1 protein-coding gene is annotated in these 448 nt (G+C 56.0%); it reads right to left on the reverse strand.

The window, feature by feature from the left end; genetic code table 11:
• Positions 1-435, reverse strand: a 435-nt coding sequence (locus tag FE392_RS19915; protein ID WP_319931866.1) for an Ig-like domain-containing protein, incomplete at its 3' end; no start/stop codon positions are given.
• Positions 436-448 lie beyond the last annotated feature (13 nt).

Raw genomic sequence — 448 nt, forward strand, 5'->3', positions numbered from 1 at the left:
CGTTAATTGCCCCTTGGCATCAGTCTTGCCTTCCTGTGCCATTTTCGCACCATTGTCGGCGGCTGATTTGACGGTGTAATCGGGGATCGGGTTGCCGAACTCATCCACCACGGTAAAGGCAATCTGGTGGGTTGACACCCCGTCGGCCGGCACGTTGTCCGTCAGCACCTTCAATTGCTCAAGGTTAATCCGGGCCGTTTTTTCATCCGGAATAAAGCTCACTTCAACCGGATAGGCCTGCCCCCCGACCGTCAGTGTTACGGTCGTCGCCCCGGCGCGGGTATTGGTGAGCGAAACCGTTAATTGCCCCTTGGCATCGGTTTTGCCCTCTTTCTTCATTTCCGCGCCATTATTGGCAATTGACGTAACCGTGTAGTCAGGGATCGGGTTGCCGAACTCATCCACCACCGTAAAGGCGATTTGATGCGTTGACACCCCGTCAGCCGGC

The sequence above is a fragment of the Xenorhabdus santafensis genome, from assembly GCF_033949405.1.
In the GTDB taxonomy this organism is placed as follows: Bacteria; Pseudomonadota; Gammaproteobacteria; order Enterobacterales; family Enterobacteriaceae; genus Xenorhabdus; species Xenorhabdus santafensis.